At 33.6% G+C, this 24,171-nt stretch carries 25 protein-coding genes and 1 riboswitch; of the genes, 2 read left to right on the plus strand and 23 right to left on the minus strand.

Annotated features, from left to right (window positions below):
* Positions 1–9: 9 nt before the first annotated feature.
* The 5 genes from FS935_RS00210 to FS935_RS00230 all read right to left on the minus strand — a co-directional run bounded on the left by FS935_RS00210 (position 10) and on the right by FS935_RS00230 (position 4,243).
* Positions 10–597, minus strand: coding sequence for a YvcA-related protein (locus FS935_RS00210; protein WP_146945532.1), 588 nt, complete (start codon positions 595–597; stop codon positions 10–12).
* Between the two features lie 281 nt (positions 598–878).
* On the minus strand, positions 879–1,466 hold the full coding sequence (locus FS935_RS00215; protein ID WP_146945533.1) for a YvcA-related protein: 588 nt from the start codon (positions 1,464–1,466) through the stop codon (positions 879–881).
* Between the two features lie 278 nt (positions 1,467–1,744).
* Positions 1,745–2,332 (minus strand): YvcA-related protein, encoded by a 588-nt coding sequence (locus tag FS935_RS00220; protein WP_146945534.1) that lies wholly within the window; start codon positions 2,330–2,332, stop codon positions 1,745–1,747.
* 320 nt (positions 2,333–2,652) lie between these two features.
* Positions 2,653–3,732 carry a DUF4179 domain-containing protein gene (locus FS935_RS00225; RefSeq protein WP_146945535.1) on the minus strand — a complete coding sequence of 360 codons (1,080 nt, stop codon included), beginning with the start codon at positions 3,730–3,732 and terminating at the stop codon, positions 2,653–2,655.
* Positions 3,725–4,243 carry a sigma-70 family RNA polymerase sigma factor gene (locus FS935_RS00230; RefSeq protein ID WP_146945536.1) on the minus strand — a complete coding sequence of 173 codons (519 nt, stop codon included), beginning with the start codon at positions 4,241–4,243 and terminating at the stop codon, positions 3,725–3,727. Before FS935_RS00230 ends, FS935_RS00225 begins: the two co-directional genes overlap by 8 nt.
* Positions 4,244–4,804: 561 nt before the next feature.
* Positions 4,805–4,889: riboswitch (cyclic di-GMP riboswitch) on the plus strand.
* A 50-nt stretch (positions 4,890–4,939) separates the two neighbouring features.
* On the opposite strand from FS935_RS00230, the gene FS935_RS00235 reads away from it, so the two are divergent.
* A complete protein-coding gene (locus FS935_RS00235; RefSeq protein WP_146945537.1) occupies positions 4,940–5,272 on the plus strand; it encodes a hypothetical protein in 333 nt (110 codons plus the stop codon).
* A gap of 143 nt (positions 5,273–5,415) precedes the next feature.
* Here FS935_RS00235 and FS935_RS00240 read toward each other — a convergent pair whose 3' ends face one another.
* The 4 genes from FS935_RS00240 to FS935_RS00255 all read right to left on the minus strand — a co-directional run bounded on the left by FS935_RS00240 (position 5,416) and on the right by FS935_RS00255 (position 7,394).
* A complete protein-coding gene (locus FS935_RS00240) occupies positions 5,416–5,724 on the minus strand; it encodes a DUF1048 domain-containing protein (protein WP_146945538.1) in 309 nt (102 codons plus the stop codon).
* Positions 5,721–6,077, minus strand: a complete 357-nt coding sequence (locus FS935_RS00245; RefSeq protein ID WP_146946293.1) for a DUF1048 domain-containing protein — start codon at positions 6,075–6,077, stop codon at positions 5,721–5,723. The genes FS935_RS00240 and FS935_RS00245 overlap by 4 nt, the downstream gene beginning before the upstream one ends.
* Before the next feature lie 50 nt (positions 6,078–6,127).
* Positions 6,128–6,448, minus strand: coding sequence for a PadR family transcriptional regulator (locus FS935_RS00250; RefSeq protein ID WP_146945539.1), 321 nt, complete (start codon positions 6,446–6,448; stop codon positions 6,128–6,130).
* A 370-nt stretch (positions 6,449–6,818) separates the two neighbouring features.
* Positions 6,819–7,394 carry a hypothetical protein gene (locus tag FS935_RS00255; protein WP_146945540.1) on the minus strand — a complete coding sequence of 192 codons (576 nt, stop codon included), beginning with the start codon at positions 7,392–7,394 and terminating at the stop codon, positions 6,819–6,821.
* 191 nt (positions 7,395–7,585) lie between these two features.
* Here FS935_RS00255 and FS935_RS00260 point away from each other — a divergent pair, with 191 nt between their 5' ends.
* Positions 7,586–8,125 (plus strand): CBO0543 family protein, encoded by a 540-nt coding sequence (locus FS935_RS00260; RefSeq protein WP_146945541.1) that lies wholly within the window; start codon positions 7,586–7,588, stop codon positions 8,123–8,125.
* A gap of 100 nt (positions 8,126–8,225) precedes the next feature.
* On the opposite strand, the gene FS935_RS00265 is transcribed toward FS935_RS00260, so the two are convergent.
* The 14 genes from FS935_RS00265 to FS935_RS00330 all read right to left on the minus strand — a co-directional run bounded on the left by FS935_RS00265 (position 8,226) and on the right by FS935_RS00330 (position 23,907).
* The gene (locus FS935_RS00265; protein ID WP_146945542.1) at positions 8,226–8,870 is read right to left on the minus strand and encodes a vWA domain-containing protein; all 645 of its coding nucleotides are present in this window, start codon (positions 8,868–8,870) and stop codon (positions 8,226–8,228) included.
* Between the two features lie 83 nt (positions 8,871–8,953).
* A complete protein-coding gene (locus tag FS935_RS00270; RefSeq protein ID WP_146945543.1) occupies positions 8,954–9,967 on the minus strand; it encodes a macro domain-containing protein in 1,014 nt (337 codons plus the stop codon).
* A 295-nt stretch (positions 9,968–10,262) separates the two neighbouring features.
* On the minus strand, positions 10,263–10,802 hold the full coding sequence (locus FS935_RS00275) for a D-lyxose/D-mannose family sugar isomerase (protein WP_146945544.1): 540 nt from the start codon (positions 10,800–10,802) through the stop codon (positions 10,263–10,265).
* Between the two features lie 16 nt (positions 10,803–10,818).
* On the minus strand, positions 10,819–11,682 hold the full coding sequence (locus FS935_RS00280; protein WP_146945545.1) for a class II fructose-bisphosphate aldolase: 864 nt from the start codon (positions 11,680–11,682) through the stop codon (positions 10,819–10,821).
* 12 nt (positions 11,683–11,694) lie between these two features.
* Entirely contained in the window at positions 11,695–12,720 is a 1,026-nt protein-coding gene (locus FS935_RS00285; protein WP_240050765.1) for a carbohydrate kinase family protein, read from the minus strand.
* A 48-nt stretch (positions 12,721–12,768) separates the two neighbouring features.
* On the minus strand, positions 12,769–13,782 hold the full coding sequence (locus tag FS935_RS00290; protein WP_205124296.1) for an ABC transporter permease: 1,014 nt from the start codon (positions 13,780–13,782) through the stop codon (positions 12,769–12,771).
* 1 nt (position 13,783) lies between these two features.
* Positions 13,784–15,277 (minus strand): sugar ABC transporter ATP-binding protein, encoded by a 1,494-nt coding sequence (locus tag FS935_RS00295; protein WP_205124297.1) that lies wholly within the window; start codon positions 15,275–15,277, stop codon positions 13,784–13,786.
* A 66-nt stretch (positions 15,278–15,343) separates the two neighbouring features.
* A complete protein-coding gene (locus FS935_RS00300; protein WP_146945547.1) occupies positions 15,344–16,300 on the minus strand; it encodes a sugar ABC transporter substrate-binding protein in 957 nt (318 codons plus the stop codon).
* A gap of 264 nt (positions 16,301–16,564) precedes the next feature.
* Positions 16,565–17,335: a DeoR/GlpR family DNA-binding transcription regulator gene (locus FS935_RS00305; RefSeq protein WP_158638471.1), complete on the minus strand. Its 771-nt coding sequence runs from the start codon at positions 17,333–17,335 to the stop codon at positions 16,565–16,567.
* 323 nt (positions 17,336–17,658) lie between these two features.
* Positions 17,659–20,256 carry an ABC transporter permease gene (locus FS935_RS00310; RefSeq protein ID WP_146945549.1) on the minus strand — a complete coding sequence of 866 codons (2,598 nt, stop codon included), beginning with the start codon at positions 20,254–20,256 and terminating at the stop codon, positions 17,659–17,661.
* Complete coding sequence (locus FS935_RS00315) at positions 20,253–20,936, minus strand: ABC transporter ATP-binding protein (protein WP_146945550.1); 684 nt, start codon at positions 20,934–20,936, stop codon at positions 20,253–20,255. The genes FS935_RS00310 and FS935_RS00315 overlap by 4 nt, the downstream gene beginning before the upstream one ends.
* A gap of 133 nt (positions 20,937–21,069) precedes the next feature.
* Positions 21,070–22,074 (minus strand): sensor histidine kinase, encoded by a 1,005-nt coding sequence (locus FS935_RS00320; protein WP_146945551.1) that lies wholly within the window; start codon positions 22,072–22,074, stop codon positions 21,070–21,072.
* A 1-nt stretch (position 22,075) separates the two neighbouring features.
* Positions 22,076–22,765 carry a response regulator transcription factor gene (locus FS935_RS00325; protein WP_146945552.1) on the minus strand — a complete coding sequence of 230 codons (690 nt, stop codon included), beginning with the start codon at positions 22,763–22,765 and terminating at the stop codon, positions 22,076–22,078.
* Between the two features lie 521 nt (positions 22,766–23,286).
* Positions 23,287–23,907: a DUF3298 and DUF4163 domain-containing protein gene (locus FS935_RS00330; RefSeq protein WP_146945553.1), complete on the minus strand. Its 621-nt coding sequence runs from the start codon at positions 23,905–23,907 to the stop codon at positions 23,287–23,289.
* Positions 23,908–24,171 lie beyond the last annotated feature (264 nt).

Raw genomic sequence — 24,171 nt, forward strand, 5'->3', positions numbered from 1 at the left:
TATTTACCTCTATTCATCTTTATTGAATACTATTGTTTTCATATTATTTAAAGCCTTCTCTTCTTCACTTGCAACATCTATATCACAGGTAGACTTAGACTCATCCAAGCACCGAGCTGAAAATACATATTCTAACCCTTTCTTATTATCTTTTGAGGTAATAAATCCAAAGAAACGATAAGATGTTGAATGTTTTAATTTTTCTTGAGACTTTGCATAGTATATACGAGTTTTTTCTGTTTCTATTTTTTCATATTCTCCATCGTAACTAACGGAATCACTCAAAATGCCAAGACTGGAATCAATTATACTTTCACCATAAGTAGAATATGTTGTACTAAAAGAGTATCTATAATTTTCATCTTCGTTACTTTCATAAAAAATAATCTTTTCAAAACTATCTTTTGTTTTTTGATAAAACGGCGGGCCATCTGTTACCGCATTTTTAGGCCAAAGCATGGAATATCCACCAGTTTTTGATTTATATAAATAATATCCATCTTCCACTTCCTCAGGTGAATCTAACAAACTACGAGTAAACTCATCCTGAAACGCGGCTGTATTTGGTATTTCTTTTGAATCCACTTCTTTTTTCATACTACATCCTCCTGTAAAGATCAGAGTACATATAAGGGCATAAATTAACCATGAACGCATTCGTTTGACCCCTTTCGATTTCCTTTAACACTCCATTATTATCATATATTTCCATTCGATTACAATGTGATATTTGGTTTTTTATAAAGAGAGGAGTTATTTACTATGTTGGATATAGTTATTAAGTATTAGAGGTGTGTCCTTTTTAATAGAAGAATATTATTTTTCTTGCTTTAAGAATTGAAGTATTTAGTAGTTCCTCATTACTCATTATTGTACCTCTATTCATCTTTATAGAATTTTACTGTTTTCATATAATGTAAAGCCTTTTTTTCTTCTTTATTAAAATCAATATTACAATTAGACGAAGAGCTATCTATACATTCTGCCGAAAATACATATTCTAATCCTTTCTGAGTTTCTTTCGAAGTAATATAACCAAAAAAGAAATGAGTTGTTGAACCTTCAAAAGAATCTTGAGATTTCGCATAGTATATACGAGTTTTTTCTGTTTCTATTTTTTCATATTCTCCATCATAACCAACTGAATCACTCAAGATGCCAAGACTGGAATCAATTATACTTTCACCATAAGTAGAATATGTTGTACTAAAAGAGTATCTATAATTCTCCTCTTCTTTTCTGTCATAGAAAATAATCTTTTCAAAACTATCTTTTGTTTTTTGATAAAATGGCGGGCCATCTGTTACCGCATTTTTAGGCCAAAGCATAGAATATCCACCTGTTTTTGATTTAAATAAATAATATCCATCTTCCACTTCCTCAGGTGAATCTAACAAACTACGAGTAAACTCATCCTGAAACGCGGCTGTATGTGGTAATTCTTCCCGATCCACTTCTTTTTTCATACTACATCCTCCTGTAAAGATCAGAGTACATATAAGGGCATAAATTAACCATGAACGCATTCGTGTGACCCCTTTCGATTTCCTTTAACACTCCATTATTCTTATATATTCAGTTGATTACAACGTGAAATTTGGTTTTCTATAAAGAGGGGAGTTATTTACAATGTTGGATATAGTTATTAAGTATTAGAGGTGTGTCCTTTTTACAAGAAGGTAATATTATTCTTACTTTTAGAATTGAAGTATTCTGTAGTTGCTCATAACCTATTTTTTCACCTCTATTCATCGATATTGAATTTTACTTTTTTCATATAATGTAATGCTTTTTCCTCTTCTTTTTTAATATTAATATCACAATTAGTCTTTGACTTATCAAGACATTGGGCTGTAAATACATATTCTAAACCTTCCTGACTTTCTTTCGAAAGAATATAACAAAAATAAAGATAGGCGGTTGAATGTTCTAATGGTTCTTCAGACTTCGCATAGTATATACGAGTTTTTTCTGTTTCTATTTTTTCATATTCTCCATCATAACCAACTGAATCACTCAAGATGCCAAGACTGGAATCAATTATACTTTCACCGTAAGTTGAATATGTTGTACTAAAAGAGTATCTATAATTCTCATCTTCGTTTCTGTCATAGAAAATAATCTTCTCAAAACTATCTTTTGTTTTTTGATAAAATGGCGGGCCATCTGTTACAGCATTTTTAGGCCAAAGCATAGAATATCCACCAGTTTTTGATTTATATAAATAATAGCCATCTTCCACTTCCTCAGGTGAATCTAACAAACTACGAGTAAATTCATCCTGAAACGCAGCTGTATTTGGTAATTCCTCCCGATCCACTTCTTTTTTCATACTACATCCTCCTGTAAAGATCAGAGTAAATATAAGGGCGTAATTTAACCATGAACGCATGAGTGTGACCCCTTTCGATTTCCTTTAACACTCCATTATTATCATATATTTCCAGTTGATTACAACGTGAAATTTGGTTTTATATAAAGAGAGGAGTTATTTACTATGTTGGATATAGGTATCAAGTATTAGAGGTGTGTCATTTTTACTAGAAAGAATTGTTTTGTGAAGTAAGTAAAGACAAAAGGAGTAAAATCGAATAAGCGTTATCCCCTTTTCTAATTGGATAACGCTTACCATATAGATATAATTTTTTACTTCTATTTTGATAATGGAATCTTCAACTCTTCTCCAATTTCAAGCACGACATTTGATCGATCCTTCACTGGTGCAAAGATCATGAGAAATTTTCCAAGCTCGCTGTCTACTTCTCCCTTACTAAAGTTTGGATCGATTTTTTTACTCGATTCACGTAAGAACACCCCTGATTTTCCTTCCGCAACCGTATACCCAGAGCCTGGATTAATTTTTCTTGCATTTAAAAATTGAAGCTCGAGTTTACTCTTCGTTTGGAACTCTTCACCAAATTCATCAATATAGATCATGTCACTACCAGAAATAACTAATCTTGTTTCTAGTTCAGAATACTCAACCTGCTCAATTTTGTATGTTTCGTTATCGTACGAAAATTCTTTATTTAAGACTACTGTTTCCACATTTGAAATATAAGATTTATCAAGTGTAAAAGACACTGGCCAAACGGTTTCTAACTTATCTCTTCCAGTATCACTCCAAATGGTGATGTTTTCGATTTCTAAAGAAATCTGTTGGTTTTCGTATTTCTTTATCGAATCAATGGATAATGCCGTACTCACTTTGTTTTCTTTTTTATCATAGTGTCTGCTTCCCCATCCGATATTATCTAGTTCTTTTCTTTCACCATTTGCTGTAACGACATACATTTTACTGTCACCTTCGAAAAGGTCAATCGCGTAGTTTTTTAAATTTGTTGTTTCACTTTCAAAGGTGACTAATAGCTTTGTTTCTGAGCTATCTGTTATGACATTTTCAAAATGAACAGTAATATCATTTTTTTTATCAAAGTATGTTTGAGAAAGAGCTTGACCATGTCCATCTTTTAGAACAGCTTTTAGACCAGGATCATCGATTTTTTCACTTTCAAAAATTTTATCATAAGCCTCTTTTACAGCCGCTCCTACAGGGGAAAAAGAAAGTCCTACTATTCCTATGATGCATGCTGCTGTTGTTAGTGATCGTTTTATGATGCTGCTTTTATTACCTGTTTTCTCTTGCTTTGCTTTTTTTACACCGAGCTTTGATCGTTCATGTAACTCTCTCGGAATGTTGATTTTCTCTATCTCACTCTTGATATTACTCATAAAAGTCAGCCTCCTTGAATTCATTTCGAAGTTTAGCAAGTGCACGATATAAAACCGATTTCACCGAACCTAGTGGCATGTCAACAAGCTCTGCTATTTCAGAAAATGAATAACCTTCATAATACTTGAGCATAACAATACTTCTTTCATGCTCATTCAACTGATTCAGTAGATCTTGCAATGTAATCGAAAGCGGGATATCTTCTTCCTCTGATCCAAAATTATCTCGGTACTCTTGCTTTAAGTGAACCACTTTCTTATTCTTTCTAATAAGATCAAGTGAACAAGTAATAGCAATTCTGATTAACCATGTTTTAACATACTCTGGATTTTTCAAGGTGTTGATTTTTTTAAACGATCTGTAGGCCACTTCCTGAACAACATCCAATGCATCACTCTCATTCTTCACATAAACAAAGGCCATTCGATAAATATCTTCTTCATACTGCTGAAAAAGCTTTAAAAAAGCTTTATTATTACCCTTTTGGGCTTTGTGAACTAACCTAATCATCAGATTTTAGCCTCTTTCCTTTTATTTCGTATATCTATTAGACAAATTAGATTGTGTTTTGGCTTAAACTTTCATAAAAATTTTTAAGCTTGCTACTATAATTAAATATTGAATTCTTATCCATTATGCCCTATAGGAGTCATGGATGGTTGTTAGAAACGTAAAGTTTTAGTTAAAAGCTCAGAAGAAAAAGGTATGAATTAGTATGGTGGAGAAAAAGAAGTTTTTTAAAGAACATTTATTCGAAGACAATGCAGCTTCACTAGATATGCAAACAGAGTAAAATTGGTGCTTATAGCTTTACTGATTTGGAAAAATTGATCGAAAGGTTGAATCAGTTAACGAGTGCTAACTATAATAAGTAAGTAGTTATTTAACTTGTTTTTTTTAAGATTATATAGTTAGTTTACTAGAAGGTGTGGAACTAGAACATTAACTAAAACATTATTTCTTTTTGAATCCATACTATTTATCCAAAAATACAGTGATTCTCATAATTCCATCTTACACTTTGTAGAAATTTGTTGAAATATAGTACAAAAGTCTTTAAAATCTACATATAGATGATAAAGGCAAACTTACTGAAAGGTAAGGACGCAAAGCTACGAGTCTAAAGTCACAGTACTATGACAGTCGGGTTGCCAAAGTTTTTATATTACTGGTAGCCCCTTTTATTTTAATGGAGGGGAGATAAAGATGAGCAATAATACTGAAATTCATTTAGCAATAAAAAAGTTCAATCAATTGATAACTAAATACGCAGATAACAAGGAGTCAACGTTTTATTTCGTAAGTTTTTTAAAACAGTTTCTAAGAATGAATAATAGCAATAGCAATTCTGAACTTTGTTTATCATCATTTATTACAATAATCAAACACGAAATGCCGATTGTTTTCTATGAACTTCGTAAACGCGGAGAGTATGATGATGTTATTAACTTTATGGTCCATATTTCAGTAGATTACCAAAAAGCAAAAACAGACTTAGACAACCTTAGTAAGAAAATAAATATGAAAGCAATTCTATAGTAATGTTAGATCCATAATCTGGTTATTATCTATAAAAAGGTCTTTTTTTATATAATGCTATATTTATTTCTTAGTACGTTCCCTATATGTTCAAAAACGTCTAAATCCCTAATGGGTTTTAGACGTTTTTTAATTAGTTTGTTCTAATTTTTAATCGATTCTTGATAGAGATCGGCGTAAGTTTTTGAACCTTGAATTAAATCATCACAAAATGCAGCAACATCTGTTCCTGTCACTTCAAGCACACCTTTCCCAGCAGCTACTCCTTCTTCAAAGAAGCTAAGAATTTCTGAGAGCGGTCCGATTCCTTCGTGTAATTCAACTGGTCCAACTTTATAGAGATATTTTTGGATTTCTTTATAAACAATTTGGTAATCTTGTGGAAGTGCTTTAACACGTGAAACATGGGCTCTCCATTCTTTTTTACCTTCAATGATTTTTTTGATACTCATTTTAGATCCCCTCCCAATTTTCGTGCTATGTTCTTATTAAGCTGGTTTCGCCATTTATCTCTATAAGATTTTGCGCCTTCATCACCAACAAGTGCTGCACAGAAACCTTTGATATCATTCCCTAGTACTTCTTCGACACTTTGGCCGTCTGCTGATGTCACTTCAAGCAGTTCAAGTGCACTGTCAAGTATCGGTATCAAATTACGACCTGTGAAATCACTATACATCCATAGATTGCTTGTGATCTCTTTCCAAGCAGCCTGATATTCAGATGGTAAGACTTTTGCTCTTGCTTCAAATTCTTTCATTTCTCTCTTCATATCGTTGCCAGTTATTTTATCAAGAAAGTTCATTGTCGTTTCCTCCTTTAAATTAAGTCTTTGCAGTTCCATTCCTAAAAGCTTTATTTTGATTTTAATTCGTTTAGTTTGCTTGAGACGAAGTTCCATTTAGCCCAAAAAATCTCAAGTTGTTCTTTCCCTGCAGCATTAAGTGTATAAAATTTTCTCGGTGGTCCTACAGTGGATTTCTTTTTCTCGATGTTGACCAGATTGTTTTTTTCTAATCTTAGGGTAATCGTATAAACTGTACCTTCAACCACATCACTAAAGCCAAGTTCTCGCAGCTTTTGTGTAATTTCATAACCATAAGTTTCACCACGGCTGATAATCTCAAGTACACACCCCTCAAGTACACCTTTCAGCATTTCTGTAATATTTTCCACATTAATCACTCAATTCTAATTTATTATCTTTTTCAGTAGTTTGTACTACATATATTCAGTGTTACTTACTACTGGTATATAGTATCACTGAATAGCGTGAGTTGTAAAGTAAAGTGTGAAATTTTCAATTATAGAAATTTAACTAGTATGTAGCTGACGTATTTTTTCTTATTTAGAGTTTCTTTCTACCTGTGAAAATTTTAGAGTTCTATTCAGACTAAGGTTCAATCTAACATCTGCTTTAGCTCTATACACAGCAATTTTTTATATCAGGAGCAATTAAGACACTAAAACTAATTAGTCCAAGTCATTTTGCATATAAAATAATTGATATCATCCTTATTTGATGAATCTTCTTAGGTAAGATAAACTATTTATTTCTAGGATGGTGTTTTAAATAAATAAAAACCTTAGTTATTGTAATTGCCATAATTAAGATGGCCAGATAATTAAGAAAAAGATAAAAGTAGTTCATTCCATTATCTAATTGAATTAAATCCCATGCGACCATAACGGGTTTGAATAAAAAAGAGAAAAAAGCGCTTGTTAATATCCCATAGAGAAATACATTTTTATCGTTGTTAATACACCATTGATAGACCAGCATAAAGGTGACTGGAACAAGAGAAGCATCAAGAGCAAAATTAACTGGCATAATAGGTATAGCCTGAAATGGATAATATACATACCCTGTCCTCATTGCAATGGCATCTGAATATGTGAACCAAGTGTGTATGTTAAATCCATAAAATCCGATATGGAAAACCTTCGTTCTATCGATCTTAAAATAAATAGTAACAAGAGGTACAATTAGAATTAGTATAATGACCCAGAATTGACCTGTTCCAATATGCGAGTAATCCTTCCAATATTCTAACCACAAGGAAACAATTTTCTCTTGTAAATTCAGAATTTCCTCTAGTCTCTCTCCTTGCTCTTTTGTCATCAAGACAGATCCACTCCTAGGTTCTTTTCTTATAGTATAAGTAAAATCAGTTAACATTATAATTACGGTTCTATTTATAAGGAGGATTAAAGCTTTCATACATTTAAATTAATTACTAAATATATAAATTTGCTTCTTTATTCACATAAATTTATTTCTTATGAACATTCTACTAGTAGGTGGTGTATTTTATGGACAATTTAGGAAAAGAAATTGATAAGCTTAGTAACCAGTTAACTGATTTGAGAATAGAGCTATGGAGAGAGCATACATTATTTACCTGGCAGTGGTGGATGTTAGTTGTAATTTGTTTTGTGTTCGTTATCTTATTAATTGTCTTTGTAAAGAAAGAGAAAGCACTTTCAACTGTTGCCTTTATAGGTATTGTGTATATAATCAATAAAAATTTAGACGATGTTGCTACAGCCCTAGATTGGTATGATTATCGAATTCAATTAGAGCCTATTATACCAACAATGTTACCAGCAAATCTTATTATAATCCCTATTGGTTTTGGTGTCTTATACGCAAGGTATGAACCATGGAAATCTTTTTTAGTCTCTATCATTATTTTTGCGGGGCTCGTTTCGTTTATTGCATTACCACTTATGAAGTTGGCTGAGATTTACATAGAAAAAAACTGGAATTCTATTCTTTCGTTTGTCAGTCTTTTAGCAATTACAATTATTAGCAAACTAATTATTGACCGTTTGAAATTTAAAAACGTCTAATACCAATCAAAGGTTTAGACGTTCTTTGGGCTTACATTTTGTTTGTTTATCCACAATTCAGCATTTTAGAAGACTTACTATAGAATACAGATTACTTCTTTCATGATCGGTGGTTATAATCACGTTCAATCCCCTTTTTCCAGCTTCGATCAATTTTTTTTCCACTTCTTAGCTTTACGACGGCTTCGCTAACTGTTTCATAATTTAATTGTGTGCCAATGTTGTCAGCATGATACTCTACTGCAAAGTCTTCATCAATTCCAAACGTAGCAGCAGTCGCGACCGCATCAATATTCGCTCCTAAAAAGATAAAGTCCCATTCATATCTCTCTTTTTGGTGTTGTATCAGTTTCTTAATCTTTTCAGGCGTGAATTCACGACTGGCATTTTCCATTCCATCAGTTGTAATGACGAATAGTACCTTATTCGCTCTTTCATCTTCTTTTGTATGTTTTTGTACATTTACAATTTTTTGGATAGTAAAACCGATTGCATCTAATAATGCAGTTGTTCCTCCAACTTCATAATCATTTTCTGTCATTGGAGAAATACCTCTTACGTTGATTCGGTCATGTACGATTTCAATATGATGGTTGAATAATACAGTTGTGACAAAAGCTTCTCCCTCAGCTTTTTTTTGCTTGTTTAACATCGAATTCATGCCACCAATTGTATCTGATTCAAGTCCTGCCATTGATCCGCTTTTGTCTAAAATAAAGACGATTTCCGTTACATCTTTCTTCATTCTTGTCATCTCCTACACTTTACTTTTCTTAAATGTAGAATACCAAGAATTGAAAAAGAAAAGGTCGCATAGAAAGCGACATTTTAAGCACCTAGTAAAGGTTGATCATATAAAAAGAGAGCCTCATTTATTTCGTGAATATCGTACTTGCCGTGTTCAATAAAGAATTCAATGATCACATCAAATTTACTACTTCGTGACAACGTATACCCAGCAGCCGAAAGCAATTCATTTGTTTCTTCTTTAGTCATTTCTAAAGCTATAGCTAAGGCGATAGCTGTTTTCTTTTTAGGTGAATAGTCAGGCGTATTTCGTATTTTTGAAAACAAACGTCGATCAATATTCGCCCTTTTATAGGTATCAACATCTGTCATTCCTCTTTCATCAATAAGACGAAGCAGACGTTCTGAAAATGATTCATCAAGTTCCTCCAATAAATCTACTAAACTATTTTCTAGTATTGGCTCAATTTGTTTTTCAACATAATCATCCGAAATACTTTTTGACTCCTGCAATTGTTCCATTGAAAATTGTTTAAGTCGTCGATTATATTGGATCTCTAATTCCTCAACATAATATTCATCTATGTATTCATTAATAGATGTCACTAGTTTTTTACTTAAACCAAATGCCTCTTTATCAAACACAACAAGATAAACAAGCATGTCATGTTGTAATAAAAATTTGCTAATGGTAGAAACTGCAATTTGTAATGCCTCTTCTTTGGGATAACCATAAATACCTGTCGAAATGAGTGGAAAAGCTACTGTCTCACATTTATATTTTTTAGCTAGTTCAAGTGAATGATCGTATGAATTCTGCAATAGGACAGCTTCATGATGAGCGCCATCCTTCCATATTGGACCTGGTGTATGAATGATATATTTTGCAAACAAATTAAAGCCATCTGTAATGACAGCTTGTCCTACCTGGCATCCACCAATTTCATCACATGCACGCTTCAGCTCATTAACACCGGCTGCTTGAAAAATAGCTCCACAAACACCTCCACCACTTGTTAAATCTGTATTTGCAGCATTTACAATTGCATCTACCTTCATCTTTGTAAGATCGTTGCGCACAATTTCCAATGGCATGATTATAATCACTCTTTCTAAATGGGTTGCTTTTCTATCTATATAATTATTTCTATTTCGAACATGTTTTTCCCTTTAATTATCAGTGGCTTTCGATACGAGGACTTAATAAAATATGATTAGGTATTTCCTTTCATTACTTTTCAAATATAGAATCTTTGGTAGAAAAGCATAAACTAAAAAGACTGTTTGGTGCTACAACACCAAAACAGCCTCACAATAGCTAAGGTTCTCCTAAAAAGGTGGCTGCGATAAAGTTAAATAAGCCCACTATCGCCGGAAAGATTAAATCATTTTATTCTATACTTGGTATTCTCTTGATCCTTGGATCTGTAAAAATATCTTCTTCATCGGTACTTGTTGTTGAAAATTCAGATACGACGCTTCCTTCACTTCCTGCTTGAAACCAGTGTAGTGTATTCGGATAGATTGTATACTGTTCGCCGGGATGTAATACAATCTCCTTAAACGCTGTATAATAAGCTTCATCTCCTCTAGGCGGATTGGCTCCCCTGTCTTTTGTTTCTTCTCCTTCAACATAGAGATATACTTTTCCATATCGACATCTAAAGGTTTCTTCTTTGCCATTGTCAAACGACCTTTTTGGGTGCTTATGTTCTGGACAAGTTTGTCCCGGGAGTAAGACCAATTCTTTCGCACATACTTTTTCCGTATTAACATATGTGATAAGCTGTAGTCCTGTTTCTTCAACTTTTCCAAGACCAAAGTCTGCAACTTCGAGATTTCGCTTCTCTTTTTCTGTTAACACAATATCAGCTTTCTCGAAATACGTTAAAGCCTTATCTTTTATTTTGAAATAATCTTCTAATTTCACTTCAAAATCTCCCTTCCTATTTATTTTTATTTAAGAAAACACAAATCGCTCGCTTATAATTTTCTTTTATCGCATTCTTTGCTTCTACAGTTAAGTCATGATAAAAAATAGGGTCATTGTTTTTAATATATTCTTTTACAGCTAGTGCCCCAGCTTGTGCAGCATAGCTATAGTAATTAATTTTTCGAACACCAGCATTTATTGTTCTAATATAATCGTCATTACTTAAACCTGATCCCCCATGCATGACAACTGGTCTTTCAATATTTTCATGAATGGCTTCTAATCGATCAAAGTCTAAATTTGGTTCACTTCTATAAATTCCATGAACGGTTCCAAACGAAGCGGCTAATGCGTCTATATCCGTTCTTTTTACAAAATCTTTTGCGATGATTGGGTCTGTATACAAATCTTCAGATGCTTCTTGATTTCCTGTAATGGTCTCTTCTCCCCCTAAACCTGAAGATGTCATCATACCAAGCTCGGCTTCGACTGAAACATTGCGTTCGTGGGCATATTTTACAACTTTTTGCACCATCTCGATATTCTCTTCATAATCCATATGAGAAGCATCAATCATGACGGAAGAAAAGCCAATATCGATCGCTTTTTGTATCATTTCAAAGCTTGTGCCATGATCAAGATGAACTGTAACAGGAACACTCGCTTTTTTTGCCATAGCTACCATTACTGGACCTATAATATCAATTGGTACTATTTCTTCATGTACCTCTGCATGGGCTAAAATGACTGGTGCATTTAATTCTTCGGCAGCCTCTATTGCGGCTCTTGCAGATTCTAGTGTTGGTGCATTAAACTGCCCAATTGCAAAATTCCCCTTCTCAGCGTTTATTAAATTTTCTTTTAACGTAACTAACACACTATCTCCCCCTTAAATGAATGTTTCATCTCTTTTCGGATAGCTGTTGTAAAGTGTAATTAATTCTGGAAAACTTTTTATTCCAGATGTACTATCTTCTTCAAATAAAGATGATGCTGCAGCTGCAGTTGCAATCTTCATAGAATCTAGTAAACTAAGCTCTTTATATGCTCCATATAATAACCCGGACAAATAGGCATCACCTGCACCTACCGTACCTTTAATGCTTTCTTTTTCAAGCTTAAGTGACGGAACACTATGTAGAGTACTTCCGTCATAACCAAAGCTTCCTTCTGGTGTATGAATCACAACCCAATCTTGAACACCGAAATCTTTTAGCTTAAATAACACTTGCTTTATTCTACTAGCTAGTAAATTACCACCTTTATCTCTTAATTCGATACCAGCAGTTTTTCCAGCTTCGTACTCATTAATGACACAATAGTTTGTATATTTTAGACTTGGAGGAACTATATTTTCGTAGCGATTATTGTTTTCACTAACAATATCAATAGACGTTTTAATTCCCAAATCTTGTGCTTTTTTCAAGAGTTTTGCCATTTTTGTTCCATATTCTGAATCCTGTTGATCAAGAGCATCTAATAGTAAAATATATGCCACGTGCAAGATCCGCGCATTTAGCTTTGTTAACTCAAAGGAATGTTCATTAAATAAAGTGGAATTTCCTTTAAAAGTAAAGAATGTTCTCGTTTTATCACTCAAATCTTGAATAACATCAGTGAAAGGTGTTTCACCAGTAAACTTCATATGCTCTAACCTTATATTTTTATATTTTGATAGACGGTCGTATAAAAAATGACCTCTTTCGTCATCACCAAGTAGGGCAATTGCTTCTACAACAAGTGATTCATCGATTTTTGCTAAGCCTACAGAGCAATTTGAAACAGCTCCACCAATTGATTTTTGTACACTTTTTATTGTTGTAAGCTCTGACTTTTGTGGGTACTGATCAATTACTTTAATTTCATCGACTGCAATCGTTCCTGCTATTGCTATACCTTTGGTCAAAAAAATCACCTTCTTTAACTATGCTCATTTCATTTACATAATTTCACATAACATATATTAAGCAAGGGCACTGATTTGGTCTCTTTTCTTTTTGACAACATCAGCATATACAGCTACTAAAATAACGACACCTTTTACAACGTATTGCCAAAATGAGCTTACACCCATAAGGTTCAAGCCATTACTTAGTACACCAATAATTAAAGCGCCGATGATTGTTCCCCCGATTCTACCAGATCCACCTGTCATACTTGTTCCACCCAAAACGACTGCTGCGATAGCATCTAATTCAGCCATATTACCAGCAGTTGGCTGACCTGAAAACATACGTGAAGATAATACAACACCAGCGACACCTGCCATTAACCCACTAAATGTATAAGCGAAAAGCTTAATTTTCTTAATGTTAATACCTGCATATTTCGCAGCTTCACTGTTTCCTCCAACTGCATACATATATCTTCCTAGCTTTGTTTTGTTCATAATTAAGTAAGCAATCAGAACAAATACAATCAAATAAATAACAGGAAGTGGTACAAGATCACCAACATATCCAGAGCCAATCGAATTAAAAGAATCTGACATTACTCGAATTGGCTTTCCGTCAGATAATACGTATGCTGCACCCCTTGCTATATTCATGGTTGCTAGAGTGACAATAAATGGAGGAATGATTGTTGTTGCAACAACATACCCATTAAAGGCACCAAATATCATCCCTACCAGTAACCCGGCAATGACAGCTAGCCATACAGGAAATCCTGCAAGGGCAATCAACATTGTTGTAACAACTCCAGTGACCGCTATAATCGAGCCAACCGATAAATCTATTCCACCCAATATAATAACCATTGTCATGGCTATCGCTAAGTACATGTTCGTCGATACTTGTCTTAACACGTTCATCAAGTTATTTGTAGAAAGAAAATCTGGATTAATAAGTGAAATAACAATACATAAGACCATTAATCCGATTAAAATCCCCATATTTTCTTTGACATATTTAGTAGTAGCATGACCTATTTTTAATAACATGCCATCTTTTTTTGTTTCATAATTTAATTCAGACACTTTAACTCCCCCCTGTTGCGTAATACATTATTTTTTCTTGACTGATTTCATCTTTATTGAGTATTTTGCTAATTCTCCCATTACTCATAACAGCAACCCGATCACTTAAATTAATAATTTCAGGCAACTCAGAAGAAATCATTATAATAGAAACTCCCTCAAGAATAAGCCGATTCATTATGGAGTAAATTTCTGCCTTAGCCCCGACGTCAACACCTCTAGTTGGTTCATCTAGAATAAGAATTTTAGGCTTTGTTGCTAACCATCTTGATATGAGTACTTTTTGCTGGTTACCACCACTTAGATTTCCCACCTTTTGACTAGCATTAGGGGTTTTGATTGATAATTCATTAATATAATTGTGTACTTGCTCATCTTCATAGTGATGATCAACTCTAAAAAACTTCATAAATTTATCTAGTATCTTAATCGTTATGTTGTAATCAACTGGCTTACCTAAAAATAAACCTTGTTCTTTTCTATTTTCTGGAACATATGCAAGCCCATTATTAATAGCATCATTAGGGTTTTTTATCATTATTTTTTGTCCGTTTATAAACACTGTTCCTTCATGGAATATGTCAATACCAAACAGGCATTTCATAAGTTCAGAACGTCCAGCACCCATTAGACCAGAGAAACCTAATATTTCTCCTTTCTTGAGCTCAAAGTTTATGTCTTCCAAAACGCCTTTTCTTTTTAAATTAACTACTTTTAAAACACTTTGCTCAGATTTCTCGATATAAGTGCGATTGTAAAAGCTAGTTAACTCACGACCAACCATCATTGAAATAAGATGATCGTTACTAGTTTCCTTTGTAACGACTGTGCCAATATACTCTCCATCTCTCATTACTGTAATTCTGTCAGTGATTTTGAAAAGTTCATTCATCCTATGAGAAATGTAAACCATTCCTACACCTTTTGCTTTTAGGTTTCGAATCGTCTTAAAGAGGAAATCTACTTCTTTGTCTGTAAGTGAAGATGTTGGTTCATCCATGATTATGATTTTCGAATCAAAGGATACTGCTTTTATTATTTCGATCATTTGTTGCTGAGCAACCGTTAATTTTCCTATCGGAGTTTGTGGATCTATGTTGAGATCAAAATCATCTAAGAACCTTTTGGAGTTCTCCAGCATCGTGTCAAAATCTATAAAACCAGATTTGAGCAGCGGCTCGCGACCTAGGTAAATATTTTCAGCGATTGATAAATAGGGTACTAAGACAATTTCTTGATGAATGATACTAATCCCATTCTTTTGAGCATCTTTCACATTATTAATTTCTGTTTCTATTCCATTGATTCTTATTTTGCCCTCATTAAGTTGGTGAATACCACCAAGCACCTTCATTAAAGTAGATTTACCAGCTCCATTTTCCCCTAAAAGGGCGTGAACCTCTCCTGCAATTAATTCAAAATCAACGCTTTTTAGAGCATGAACACCAGGGAATTTCTTTGTGATTTTGTTCATTTCTAATAGCCGAGTACTCACTAAATTCACCTCTTCTATTAATAGATAGCTTGCTTAATAATAAGCAAGCTACCCTAATTTATCTATTTATTGCCAACCTTCTGTGCCATATTCCTCTACGTTTTCTTCATTAATTAAAAATGTTTCAACAGGTGTTCTTTTTTCAAAATCTTCATCTTTTAACACTTTATAAGCAACTTCAACTGATTTCTTACCAATATTGATTGGTGATTGAGCACCAGTTCCAACGAACATTCCACCTGTAGCAATTTCAGCTTTTGCGCTTGGAGATCCGTCAACACCATAAATTGCTAGGTCAGTAATGTTATTTGCTTTTGCAGCTGCCAATGCACCTAAAGCTGTTGGGTCATTACCACCCATTACCGCAATAATATCCGGGTGTGCTTGAAGAATATCTTCAGTTATTCCTAAAGCTGTCTCCAAATCACCTTTTGCATCTTGTTGTGCAACAATTTCAAAACCCTTTCCTTCAATTGCTTCCATAAAGCCTTCAATACGATCATTAACAGAATTCATTGTTGGACTATCAAGAACAGCAATTGGTCCACCGTCAGGAAACCTTTTCACTAAATCTTCGCCTGCTACCCTACCCGCATTTTTGTTATCAGATCCAACATAAGCAGTTACATAATCAAAGTCTTTTACTTCTGTATCGTAATTGATGATTGGGATACCTGCCTCTTCTAACATTTGTAAAGCAGGTCTAATACCTTCCCAATCTACTGGATTTAAAAATATAGCATCAATGTCTTGAGCAATCATATCTTCAATTTGATTAATTTGAAGTGATACATCCATTGCTGGATTAGTTGTAATTAACTCATCACCATTAGCTTCTACATCTTTTCTAATGGATTCTTCTAATATTTGAAAAAATGGGTTGTTTTGTGTCATCGAAGTATAGCCAAATTTATAGCCCTCAGATTCCCCATTCCCTTTACCGCCGCCTGATTCTGAGTTACTACAAGCAACTAATCCAATTGTTAACACTAATGTAAGAAGCAACACAATAAATTTTTTCATGCTCTTGACCTCTCCCTTTTTTATAAAAATTTATAATAAATCACTAATGTGACTTAATATCATTTATATAGTCTGTAGTTCATCGGCTAAGCCCCTTTTATAAAACGCTTACATTTAACCGATTATCGATTTCTTGTTACCTTTATAAAGAAAAGCATTAATTAAAAGTTTTTATTTGAGATCTACTAAAGTCATAAAATAATAGACATATATAAATAAGTACCCTAAGATAACGCTTACATTATATAAAAACCGAAAGAACAATTAATCTTCGTCACATACAACTAAATCAATTCCTAGTGCTGTTATTAAATCACAATACTCATTTCCTGGTTTTTTATCGGTAATGATACGATCAACTCCTTCAAAATTAGTAATCTTATGAAGAAATTGCACATCAAATTTACTATGATCAACCAAGAAAGTAACTTCCTTGGATTGTTTCATTGCTTTTTGTTTAATTTGAACTTCATAGACATTTGAATTACTAAAGCCATTTTCTAGTGTTAAACCAGATGATGAAAAAAAAGCTTTTTCAAAAGATAAATTATCTAATTGGTGCTCAGTTATTGGTCCTACGAGTGACATAGTAGATTGACGTAGAACACCACCTAATAAAATCGTTTCAATATTAGCTCCTTGAATGCTTGTTGCAACATTTACGGCATTTGTCGCAATTACTAAATTCCAATTGCGAGGTATATATTTTAGTAGATTCGGAGTAGTGGTACCCGCGTCGATAAAAATGGCATCACCAGACTTTATATATTGAGCAGCTTTTTCTCCTATTTTGTTTTTAGCTTCCATATAAAGATTTTCACGTTTTGCGAGACCGATATCTGGATCAACAGGGATAGCACCTCCAAATGTTCTTTTAACAATCCCCATTTTTTCCATCTTTTCAAGATCTCGTCTAATCGTCATCTCAACAACTCCAAATTTCTCAGTAAGGTCGTTGACTTTTAACTCTCCTTCTCTTATTAAAAAAGTATATATTTGCTCTTGTCTAGAATTTAAATTTGTCTGATTTGTCATACGATCTCTTCTTTCTTTCGTGTGAATGTTATTTACAAACATTTTTATGTTCGTTATAAACAATTTATGACAGTGATGATGAGATGTTTTTTACTTTTCTTGTTTTTTAATCATTATTAATCAAGATTATTAATAATAGATACAGTTAAACAACTTACGCAACACTTGTGTCAAGCAATTATTTGAGGGACTTCGGTAAGAATTTTGAACAGGATAGTGGACGTAGTATTATCAGATTTCCCACCTAAAAAAGGTACCTATCCTCAATATCCAGAGGTAGGTACCTTTTCAATATTCCTAATAGAAACGCTGACTCTTTCCCATCAAACACTCTCCTGCTTCAATCCATCAATAATATTGTCTTTTTTGATTTTTTGAATAGAGTAAAACATCGCGAGTCCAACGATAATGAATATAATCACGATTGAGAAAGCTACACTCAGCCATGGCACAACAAAGCCATATTCGAAGGTTTGTTTTAATCCTAAATACATTAAATACATGATAATAAAGCTAATTGGAAGTCCATAGGTTAAAGACTTTATTCCATAAAATATACTTTCGTAATTAATCATTTTGTTAAAGCCCTTTGGTGTCATACCTACTGAACGAAGCATAGCAAACTCACGTTTACGTAGGGATATGCTTGTTGAAATGGTATTAAAGATATTCGCAATTGAAATTAACGAAATCAACGTAATAAATCCGTATGTGAAGACTGACAACAGAAGGACCATTTGTTCTTGTTCTTGTCTTCTTTCATGTACATTAAAAATATCCACATTAGCCAAATTCATTTCATCCAATACTTTTTGAGTTCCCAGCGGATCAGAGGAATTCATAAACAAAATTGGTTGCATTTCACTAAGTGTCTGTTTATTTGAACCAACAAGTTTGTTCAAAGTTTCTTGTTGGACAATAATAGTAATTCCACCTAAACTAGCTTTCTGTATTCCGATTGGAGCTTGATTCGTTAACGCAGCAATTTCAACACTATTTAAAAACTCCCGATCTTCCGTGTCTTCATAATTTATAGCATATATATCTAGCTTTTGACCGATATCAGCATTAATTGTTTTTGTTTCAATAACCTTACCAGATTCAGCGTCTTCGTATTTTATCTCTTCAATAATAATGGCACTGTTTTGTTTAGATTGCTCTAATTTCTCACTATCTACGCCAATACTAGTTGCGTATTCTCGAAAACTGTCTTTTTCCAATCCATATATTGATGCGAAATAAGGATATTTCCCATCAATAAGAGCTGAATCATCCTCTTTCACTAGTTCAAGGATTTCGTTTGAAGCGAAATCTAAATCAACCATTGCATTTACAAGTACTTCATTAGCCATTACCGATTCTGTTACATAATCAACCTTTGTTAGTGGTTCTAGCTCCTTTAAACCATTTTCTGATCCATAGCCATAGACTTGGATATCAGAGGTAATATCACCTTGAGAAAGCTCTAGTGATTTCTTAATATTTTCTGTGAAAAATGATACAGCCAAAAATAGGACAATGCTAATAACCAAAGAAAAAACGGTTGCTTGATATCTTCGCTTGTTTCTTTTTAAGTTTTTAAGGCCTATTTCAGCTTCGATACCGAATAATTTGCGTACAAATCTTGACGTTTTCACTGCTTTACCTGTTAGTTTTATATCCTGTGTTTGACGAAGAGCATCAATTGCTGACACCTTTGAAGCTTTTTTTGCTGGATAAAAGGTTGAGATAAAAATAGTTACAACGGAAACCACACATGCAACCATAATCGAACCAGGTGTGACAATTACCTCTAATTTTTCAGATACATTTAGTGCTCCTTGTAGATAAGAGTTAATAAAGGAGAATGTAACAGCTATTCCACCAATGCCTGATAGAAGGCCAATAGGAATACTTATAGCACCAATAATAACCCCTTCAAAAAACACAGAATTTCGCTTTTGTTTTTTAGTAGCACCGACACTCGCAAGCATCCCTAAATGTCTTGAACGTTCTGACACACTAATTGCAAATGCATTATAAATTAACGCAACTGAACCAACAATAATAACAATCATAATTATTCCTAAAAGTGAGAATAATGTCACTCGTAAATTATCGTTTTTTGTTACTCCATAGTAACGAAGTAATTCGGAATTATACCCTATTGATTCTATGTTCTGTTTTTCAGCAAATTCTTTTGTAGATTCAAAGATTGAACCCTTAACCTTCTTTAACATAACAATTGCATTTGCTTTTTTTGCATTGCTTACTAAGCTCTTATCAATATAGCTTATAATTGTGTAGCCAGGTGCCCATGAATATTCCCATGGTGGACGTTTTATTGTACCAACGATCGTAAGGGTTTTTGTTGATGTTATTTTGAGTTCTTCCGCTATCCCATTCTCATTCTTAATCAACCCATTCGTTTGATCAAGTCCCGCTTCTCCACCGTTACCAACGCGGTTCCCTATATCAAGTGTAAGCTGATCACCAATTTTATACTTTACACCTGCATTATTTTCAATTTCCTCAGAAATGACAACTTCGTTTTCAGCTTGCGGTAAACGTCCTTCTGATACCTCAATGGGAAACTGTTCAAATGCTGCTGGATCATATTCCTTTACAAATAAATAGGGCTTATTTAGGTTTTTAGAATTTGGTAGGTGTGCATAACCCAAGTCTCTACTTAACATGACCTTTTCGGTTGCTTTATCACGTTCAATTGCTTCAATTTGCTCAGCATTCACGTTTTTATAATTAACATGCCATTCACCATTTTGTGAGATATCTTCGCGAATCATTAAGTTTAAAAACGATACACCAAGAGTAGCAACGGCTGTGATCATTGCAACAGATATAATAACACCAATAATAGTGACAAGTGTTCTTCGTTTATTTTCCTTAAGATGTCGTATTGTTAATTTATTGATAATGTTCATGGACGAATCACCTCATCCTTAGCAACCCTTCCGTCTTCAATTGAAATAACGCGATCAGCTTGCAGGGCAATCCGTTCATCATGAGTAATCACAATTAATGTTTGGTTAAATGTTTTATTGAACATTTTTAGAAGTTCTAGTATTTCATCACTGTTTTTACTATCTAAATTTCCAGTTGGTTCATCTGCTAACATAATGGCGGGATTACTGATTAAAGCACGTCCGATTGAAACTCTTTGTTGCTGACCACCTGAAAGCTGATTTGGTAAATGATTTGTCCGATTTTCTAAACCTAAGGAACTTATAATGTTTTTCATTTGTTCTGGATCTACCTTGTGCTCATCAAGCAGCATTGGGAGGGTAATATTCTCTTCCACTGTTAATATTGGTATCAAATTGTAAAACTGATAAATAAGTCCGATTTGTCTTCTTCTGAAAATGGCAAGCTGAGTTTCATTCAGCTTGTATATATCTGTATTATCAATTAGAACCTTTCCGCTAGTTGGTCGATCAACCCCTCCAAGCAGATGAAGTAGAGTTGACTTCCCTGATCCTGATGGCCCTATAATCGCGACAAACTCTCCCTTTTTCACTGAAAATGACACATTATCAAGTGCTTTTACCGCTGTTTCACCTTTGCCATATACTTTAGACAGATTTTCAATTTGTAAAATATTCATCGATATATTCCTCCATGTTTTTCATTCTACAGTTAGTATATCTGCCTAAAATGACATTAAAGTGACTAGTTAGGTGACATTTTTGTCACTTTAAGAAATCTAGGGTAAAAACTAAGACAGTTTCGTTATCCTACTATATAATTTGTTTATAAAACTTAATAATAAATTGAGTTCCTTTTCCGATATCGCTTTTAACTTCAATATCACCTTGCTGACTTTTGATTACACTGTGAGCCATTGCAAGACCTATACCGACACTATCTTCTGCTGCATTTTTGCCTTTATAAAATCGTTTAAATATATAAGGTATATCTTCTTTTACTATTCCCTTACCATTATCAGAGATGATCAATTCAGTAAATAGTGCATTTTCTGAAAATGATATTGAAATTTCTCCACCGTCTTGTGTATGCTCCACACAGTTTTTCAAAATATTAATAATAGCTTCTGCTGTCCAATTGAAATCACCCATAAATGATACTTCATTATCACCAATCATTTTAAGAGTTTGCTGCTTAATATCCATAGGTACTAAAACAGGCTGAATCGCACGCTCTAGTAATTTGCAAACCAAAACAGGTTCCTTTTTAAACATAACCGTTCCAGCGTCAATTTTTGAGAGCTTTAATAAAGAAGTAACAAGCCACTCAATTCGTTCTAGCTGTACTCGAATATTGTTCGTGAATTCCTGTCGTTTCATTTCATCAAGCTTCACGTCACCTAAAAGATCAGCCATCACCATCATCGAAGTTAATGGTGTTTTCAGTTGATGAGAGATATCTGAAATGGCATTCGTTAGCTTTACTTTATCTTCTTGTAATAAAGAGTGATGCTCTGATAGCATTAATGTCACCTTGTAAATATCACTTTTTAAAATACTAAGTTCACCTTCATAATTATCCCGAACATCCAAGCTATAGTCACCCCTCGAAATGCGACGTAAATAACTCGACAGCTTCTCAATTTCTCGGTATCTCCATTTTGTGAAAAAAAGAAAACTACAAATTAGCAAAAGTGATGTTAGTAAAACAACAACTGCTGCTTCTATGGAAATAAAGAAAAAAGAAGCTACTGCTACTAGTAATGAAATGAATAGTAAACACAGTAGAAAAACTTGGATTTCTTTGTTTCGAAACAACCTAATCACCCACCTTGTAGCCCATGCCACGCATCGTTTTTATCAATGATGGATTTTGAGGATCGTCCTCTAGCTTTTCTCGTAATCTTTTTATGTAAACTGTTAATGTATTATCATTCACAAAATCACCTGCAACATCCCAAATTCGATCTAGTAATTGTGTTCTTGTGAGAACCTGACCAATATGATTAGCAAAAATCAATAAAAGTCGATACTCCAACGCAGTAAGTAGCACTTCTTCCCCATTTTTATAAACTTTACCTTCTAAGGTATTGATACGAATGGTTTGGATTTCAATGATATTTTTCACTTGTGTTGTTGTTTGCTTATGATAACGGCGTAGCACAGACTTGATTCTAGAAAGTAACTCACGAACACGAAAAGGCTTTGTAATATAATCATCCGCTCCCATATCAAGCCCCATCACAACATTCACCTCATCATCCAAAGCAGTTAAAAAAATAACAGGTTTATCACAATCTTTCTTCACTAACTCACATAACTCGTAGCCACTTCCATCTGGTAAAGACAAATCAAACAAGCACAAATCCAACTCATTTAATTGCTCTTTAATAACCTTCTTTGCTTCTTCCACATTGTAGCAAACAACCGTTTCATACTCTTCCTGCTTTAATGAATAATCTAGTCCCATTGCAATTGTCTTATCATCCTCGACAAGTAATATTTTCATCTATAGCACCTTATTCTTGGTTTTTTTACAATACTTCTATCTATTATAGTACCAGATCTTCACATTTAGATAGAAGTAAGAGCATATAATTTTCGATTAGACCTACATGTTTATTTCATCTTTTTGACTGTGTAATTTGGCGAAAATTGTCGTTTGATCGTTTATTCCGAAAAGTTGAATGAATAGGTGCATAAGTTGAATGATTAATTACCAAAGTTGAATGAATAATGCCCAAAGTTGAATGATTATTCTGTTCACGGTTGCACAAATTGTAAAATATTTACTTTTTCACGCCGAATTAGTTCTGTTTTGTATACAAAATAACATATTACGATAAATGTTCAAGCCAAAAAAGGAATAACCTTCAAAGATTATCCCAATCACTTAGTTTATAAGACTTATTTTCTTAAATTCGTCGAGTTTTTGTCATAAACCTACTTTTCCAAAATGGATAAAAACTGAATTTATCTATTTTTAAGGATATGTTGAACTACATTCTACGTAATCATTTTCGCTGTGTGTTAATCATTGACAGCCATGTGACCAAGGGGACCATTTTCATCAATTAGTTCCTGAATGTCATAGAAAGAAATAGGGAAAATTGGGAAACCAAAAACATATGGAGTGATTTCGTATAATTGAAAGTAAATAACAAGAGTCTTATCGGCAATATAAAAATCTTGATTAGGTTTGATCGTATTGAATTCGTGAAGCAGTGGGATATCTCGTTGTTTCATTTGCATCTTAATTATCTCTGAAAGCTTTTTCATATAATCCACTTCAGGTTTAAATAAGTCACGGAGTTGGCACTGTTTCCCTTTTTTCAGATCAAAGGTTAATGATCTTAAATATGTCATGCCATGAGCAGCTTGATCGTGGTACGTATAATTAGAAAATGTTAAACTCAATACTTGCCTTTGATTATTTTTGATTTCATAGAAACCTAGCATTTCCTTCACTGTTGTTGGCATATTACCTACTTGCTCGTTTATAAGTTTGTGAGTTTCATATACAATTGCAGTATTAATTAGCCTTTGCAATTGCTGATTTGTCATCTGCATCACTTTTGGATAAAAAACTGTTTGTTTCGGTCCGCTGGTAATTTTTAATGATTTAATACTAATCGGTAACGTAATAGGCATTGTTATCCATCCTCTGTTTTTTACATATTGTATGCATAACATGCCTAAAGTTGTACGTTGAGAAAGGAGTGATACCTTACAATTAACCTCCCCCGGTCGATACTAATCTTAATCCAGTTGAAACTGATACTTTTTTTCACCTTTTTTGTGAGGTAGATGAGTATGGTCTTTTTAAGTCTGTTTTTTTAAGGCTGTTTTTTCTAAGGCTGTTTTCGTAAACTTTGTGCTTTAAGATAAGAAAACCGCTCCTTCCTTTGGGATTTG

Source organism: Metabacillus litoralis (assembly GCF_007994985.1).
Lineage (GTDB): Bacteria > Bacillota > Bacilli > Bacillales > Bacillaceae > Metabacillus > Metabacillus litoralis.